The 6,155-nt window shown below is 53.9% G+C and carries 4 protein-coding genes; all 4 read right to left on the bottom strand.

Features of this window, described 5'->3' with window-relative positions:
* On the bottom strand, positions 1–1,350 hold a 1,350-nt coding region (locus U9P07_00570), incomplete at its 3' end, for a sigma-54 dependent transcriptional regulator (GenBank protein MEA2107903.1).
* A gap of 36 nt (positions 1,351–1,386) precedes the next feature.
* Positions 1,387–2,796 (bottom strand): ATP-binding protein, encoded by a 1,410-nt coding sequence (locus tag U9P07_00575; protein ID MEA2107904.1) that lies wholly within the window; start codon positions 2,794–2,796, stop codon positions 1,387–1,389.
* On the bottom strand, positions 2,793–3,737 hold the full coding sequence (locus tag U9P07_00580; protein MEA2107905.1) for an ABC transporter substrate binding protein: 945 nt from the start codon (positions 3,735–3,737) through the stop codon (positions 2,793–2,795). Before U9P07_00580 ends, U9P07_00575 begins: the two co-directional genes overlap by 4 nt.
* Positions 3,712–5,910: a type II secretion system secretin GspD gene (gspD, locus tag U9P07_00585; protein MEA2107906.1), complete on the bottom strand. Its 2,199-nt coding sequence runs from the start codon at positions 5,908–5,910 to the stop codon at positions 3,712–3,714. The genes U9P07_00580 and gspD overlap by 26 nt, the downstream gene beginning before the upstream one ends.
* Positions 5,911–6,155 lie beyond the last annotated feature (245 nt).

Raw genomic sequence — 6,155 nt, forward strand, 5'->3', positions numbered from 1 at the left:
CAGCTTAACTAAAGTTCGAAATTTTGCCCGGGTCAGGCCCAGGAGCCGGGCGGCGGCGCTCTGGTTGCCGGCGGTGCGCTCCAGGGCCTGGTCTACCAGCCGCTTTTGTACTGTTTCGAAATGGATTCCCCTGGGGGGTAATTGAAACTTATCTGCGATTTCATCGGCGCTGGCCGGGCTCCCCTGGAGAAATTTCAGGTCATCGGAATTGACCGGCAGCTGACCGGCTTTAAGAATCATAACTCTTTCCATGGCATTGGCCAGTTCACGAACATTACCCGGCCAGGGATAGTTCTTCAGTACCTGTAGTGCTCCGGGAGTGATGAAATCGGTGGTTCCTTGACGCAGGCCTTCCCAGCGTTGAATAAAAAAGGTTGCCAATGCCCCGATGGCTTCCCTTCGTTCACGCAAAGGGGGTACCTGGATGGGAAAAACCGCGATCCGGTAGTAAAGATCCTGGCGAAAGCGGCCGTTTTCCACCAGGCGGGCCAGATCCTGATTGGTGGCGCAGATGAGCCGAATATCCACCTCAATATCTTGGTTGCCACCGACTCGCTGAACGATCCGTTCCTGGATGACCCGCAAAAGTTTAACCTGGGCTTCCAGTGACAGTTCGCCGATTTCATCGAGAAACAGGGTCCCGCCCCGGGCGAACTCAAATTTGCCTTCCTTGCGGTTGCCGGCACTGGTAAAAGCGCCCTTTTCATGGCCGAACAACTCCGATTCCACCAGGTTCGGGGAGATGGCGGCACAGTTGAGGGTGACGAATCGTTGTTCCCGGCGTTCACTGGCCTGGTGGATAAGTTTAGCGACAACCTCTTTGCCGGTGCCTGATTCTCCGGTAATCAAAACCGTTGTGTTGCCTGGCGCGACTCGCAATGCCAGTTCCTGAACCTTTTGCATCGCCGAAGAAAGAAAAACTCCCTCTTCATCGGCCAGATTTTTTTGTTTTATTTCCCGGCGAAGATGAACATTTTCCGCCAGCAGACGGCCCATGCCCAGGGCTCTTTCCACCGCCAGGTGTACCTGTTGTTCTTCGAAGGGTTTTACCAGGTAGTCTGCCGCTCCCAGGCGCAGGGCCTCAACCGCTGATTCCAGGGTGGCAAAAGCGGTGATGAACACCACCGGACAGCCTAAATTCTGTTCTTTGATCGCCTTCAACAATCCGTGGCCGTCCAGGCCATCCATGCGGATATCACTGATTACCAGGTCATAGGTATGGGCGGTCAGTTGTTCCAGGGCTTCGAGGCCGTTCCCCGCTTCACCGATCTCGTGATCTTTGCCGGTCAGCATCAGGCGGAGAATAGTCCGCACCCGTTCTTCATCATCAACTATGAGTATTTTAGCCATCTTCCAGATTTTCCTTTAACCTTTAACCTTTAACCTTTAACCTTTAACCTCTGCTTTCCCAGGTATCCAGAAGCTGAAAACAGCGCCGTCTTTCTCCCGGTTTTCGGCGCCGATCTTGCCGCCGTGGGCATTGATAATTTCCCTGGTGATCGCCAGCCCCAGGCCGGTACCTTTGGCTTTGGTGGTGAAAAAAGGGGTGAAGATTTTCGCCAGGTTTTCCGGCTTGATGCCGGGGCCGCGATCTTCAACGCAGAAATACCAGCGGTCTTTTTCCATGCCGCAGCTGATGGTTACCGGTTGCGACTTCCGGCTGACCTCCATGGCATTTCGGACCAGGTTACCCATGGCCCGCTCCAGCAGCTGGATGTCGCAGGAAACCATACAGGGTTCAGCGGCAATCAGGGTTTCAATTTTCAGCTGTTGATTTTTCCCGGCCAATTCCATTCGCTTTGCCAGATTACGAACCAGTTCTCCCATTTCCACCGGGGCGAGTGACGGGGCTTTTGGCCGGGCAAAGAGCAGAAAATCTTCCATAAGTCGGTTAATCCGGTTTATTTCCTCATCAAGATAGATGTAAAGGCTGGCCTTGGTTTTCTCATCGCAGTCGTCTTTTTTCAGCAGATCCAGGCTGCCGCGAATGATGGCCAGGGGATTTTTGACCTCATGGGCCATCATCAGGGAAAATTTACCAACTTCAGCCAGAGTTTGCTGCCGGTTCATTTCTTCGTACATCTGCCGCAGTTCCTGTCGTTGGCGGCCCAGGGCGGTAAGCATTTCATTAAAGGTGGTGGCCAGGATCCTGGTTTCATGAAATCGGCCTCCCCGGGCGCGCACATCCATCTGCCCCTGGGATACCTGGTGAGAGACTTCAACCAGGTCTTTCAACGGCGCCGCGATCAGGCGGGCCATGAGCCAGTAAATGAAAACCGCAGCCAGTACCAGGACAATGCTGATGAAAAAAAACTGCCGGGCGATAGTGGCTTTCAGTTGTTCCAGGCCACTCAGGGAGTAGCGCAGTTCCACGTGGCCGACCGTTTTGTATTGACTGCTTTCTGAGATTATTAAAGCTTCATTACGCATCTGCAGTGAGCGGATGGGAGCGGTTATGCTGATGGTCGTCTCACCATAAGACCTGTTTTTGTTGTCCATGCCTGCTTGTGCCAACATCTGATTGGCGTTATCAAAAACCGCCGCTCCCTTGACGTATTGCTGAGACAGCATGGTTTTGACCAGGCGGTCAAGCATTTTCCGGTCATCAATCATGATGCCAAGTTCGGCGTTGCCGGCCATGTTGCCGGCCAGGAGCTTGAAACTTTGATGAAATTCCCGGCTGAGGAAGCGGCCGGTCAGGCGAAAACCTGCCAGCCCCACGGCCAGGGAACTGCCAATAATTATTACCAGGGCCACCTGGGTCAGGCGTGATTGAATGGAATCCAGGCGAATCATTCGACAATTACCCCTTCCGGCAGTGTCCCGGCGACCGGTATCTTCAGTGAATCAATCACCTTCCGGTTCAGCAGGACGGTAAAAGGCGGTTCGGCGGTGGCACAGTTGTTTCCATTGGTTCTCGTCTGGACCATCGCCGCTATTTGGCGGCCGATGGCCTCGTAGTCAATAATAAAGCTCAGCGCCGCTCCTGATTCATGAAAAAAGCGGTTGAAGCCGAAGGTGGAGATTCCCAGGCGCAAAGATTCCTTGATTACATAGGTAATCATGCTCCGGGAGATAACCGTCTGGTCGGGGATGAACAGGATAGCGTCAACTTCGGGACCGGGAGGATTAAAAAGTGCCGGAATATCAGCGCGCCGGTTGACCTGCAAGGGAACCAGGGCCAGGTTCTTGAAAGTCATGACCGTCTTGGCCCGGTTGAACCAGGTCTGGTTTTTTTCCGGATTGTAGAGGACCCCCAGCCGCTTGATTTGCGGGAACACCCGGTTGACGGTAAGCAGTTGTTTCCAGGGACTCAAGTCCAGAGAGATACCACCGGTTTTGGCGTCTTTCCAGAAGAAGCGCTCGGGATTGAGGACCATGGCGTAGAGGACATCCCCCGGCCACCGGCGGTTTTGCAGATAGGCCAGCGCCTGGGGTCCCACTGCCACCATAACGGTAAAATCTGTGGATTTCAGTTCCTGAAAACGACTTTCCTGGCTGTAGGGTTTGCCGGCCTTATCCAGGTAGATACGGGCGCTGGTCTGCTTGAGATTTTTTTCCAGTCCCTGAACCATTTGCATGTAGGGGAGAATCTCGCGGGAAATAAGAATTCCCACCACTCCCGGTGCCGGTTTAGCGCCGAACCCGGGGGCTGGAGAGAGCCAGGTAAGCAGCATCAGGAACAGGGTGAAAAAGAAAAGCAGTGCTCTGCTACTCGTTATTCTTGCCGGCCTCAAAGGACTCCTTGACTTTTTCGACCTTGCGGGCGAAATCCCGGGTGATGAGGTCGATATCCCGGCGGTTGTTGATGACATGAGGCATAAGGATCAGTACCAGTTCGGTTTTGGTGTTTTCATCCGTGCTGCCCCGGAAAAGAATGCCCAGCCCGGGGATATCTTTAAGAAAAGGAATGCCGGAATTGCTGTATGTCTGGTTGTTTTTTATCAGGCCGCCCAGCACAATCGTCTGCCCGTCATGGACAACCAGGGAGGTCTCCACCTTCCGGTTGAGGATCGTATAGGTGTTCAGGGCGTTGTCGTATTCCCCTACGTCGCTGACTTCCTGGCTCAATTCTATCTTGACCAGGCCGCTGGAATTGATGTGCGGGGTGACCCTGAGAATGACACCGGTTTTGCGGTACTGGATAGTGTTGGTCACCGTACTGCCGGCGGTGGCATCGGTAACCTGGCCGGTCACCGTGGGTACTTCCTTGCCGACTTCGATAATGGCTTCCTTGTTGTCCACCGCCAGGATGTTGGGGGAGGAGAGAATATTGACATCGGACTCAGTGCCCAGGGCGTGGATCAGGCCACGCAGAAAATCGACCCCGTCATAGACTCCCAGGGTGAAGCCGGTGGCCGTCCCCAGGGCGGTATCGATGGGCCGTGAAACACCCGCGTCCAGGGTCCCCTGGACTGTGTAGCCCTTGCCGTCATGACCCTGGAGGAACCATTCAATGCCGTACTGGGTCTTCCCGGACAGGGAAAATTCCGCCACCATGACATTAATCAATACCTGCCGGGGAATAATGTCCAATTGGCGGAGTACTTTGTGAATAATCCGATAATCCCGGGGGGTGGCCTTGAAGACGATGGCGTTGTTGGTTTCGTCGGGAATAATGTCGACCTCGCCGGCAAGCTCACCGGCCACCTTTGCTGGTGCCGGCGCCTTTTTTCCTCCAGACTGCTTGACCGGCTGGACGATGGTGGTGCGATTACTGCTGCCGGCGGCGGTGCCGCCGAACAGCTGCTTGAGGATATCGGTCAGTTCAACGGCGTTGCCGTTTTCCACGAAGTAAACAAAAACATTGCTGCCGGCATCCTGGGCATGGTCGAGGGCCTGCAGCCAGTCGGCAACAATCTGGACCATCTCCGGCCACCGGGAAATGACCAGCAGGGCGTTCATGGTTTTAATGGGCAGGATTTCCACGTTGCCCTGGTTAATTCCCGGACGATTGTACAGACCGTTACTCTTGATGATTTTATTCAGGTCACCAGCCAGATCCTGGGCGTCAACCTCGACGACCGGAAAGACCCGCCAGGTAATTTCTTCAAAATAAGGGACATCCAGCAGGCTGAGGAGGCTGGCGGCCTTGGTAATGTTTTCCACCGTATCGGAAATAATCAAATCGTTGGTGACCGTGTTTGGTACCATGATGGCCCCTTTGGAAAGGAAGGGGCGGAGACTGGTCATGGCGGTCTGGACGCTTAAATAACGGAGCTTGATCAGGCGGGTGACATCGCCAGCGTCGCCGGTAACACTTCCTCTACCAGCCGGCTGATTACCATCGGCAGCGCTGGCATTACGACGAACGATTTTGTATAAATGGCCGGGACCGCGAACGATGGCCAGATTGTTCAATTGTAAAATGTTATTGATGATATTGATAAACTGATTGCGGGTGTAGGAGCCGGAGAGGTGGAAAGTGACCTTCGATTTAATTGATGGATCGATCATATAGTCTATATGATAGAGTTCATAGAGGGCGGTATCCAGGACTTCATAGAGGTCCGCGTTATCGAAGGCCAGTTCAACCTTGATTGGAGCGCTGTCTTTGGCCGGTTGCGGTCGGCGGGCCAGCTTTTTCCATTGTTGGGGCGCCGGTGTGGGAATCTCAGCTGGTGATGCTGCCCGCGGCGGCGCTTTTTCTTCCGGTTGCTCCTGATCCGGTGGTGTTATGTTCGTCAATTGAGTTTGGTCGCCACCCGCCTGGAAGACGCTTTTCCCGGCCGGAGATGCCTGTACTGCCGGTGGCTGTTGCTGCAGTGTCTGGGCGGCTGCCGGCGGAGACTGCGGCTGGAGCCGTTCCCGGCTATGGATGCAGCCGGAGGTGACCATGGCTGTCAGGCAGAGGAGCATCAGAATATAAAGAGGTTTACTCCAAATCATCGTCTTCGGTGGCTGGACCATCAGTTGTTCTCCTGGTATGGACTTTGCTGCTCCGAGGTGAGCGAATGGCTTGACAAAATTCCCATTAATGATGGGCTAAAATACCGGATGTAGGGGGTGTTGTCAACCTGCTAATTGATTAAGAAGATGGGGCTCAGGTCTTGAATTATGAGGTTTAGAAAAAAAAGTGAATTTTCCGGGAAAAAAGTGTATAGAGATGAAATCTTGCTGTTTGGATCGAAACGAATAATCTTATCAACGTCCCC

The sequence above is a fragment of the Pseudomonadota bacterium genome (genome assembly GCA_034660915.1).
GTDB lineage: Bacteria > Desulfobacterota > Anaeroferrophillalia > Anaeroferrophillales > Anaeroferrophillaceae > DQWO01.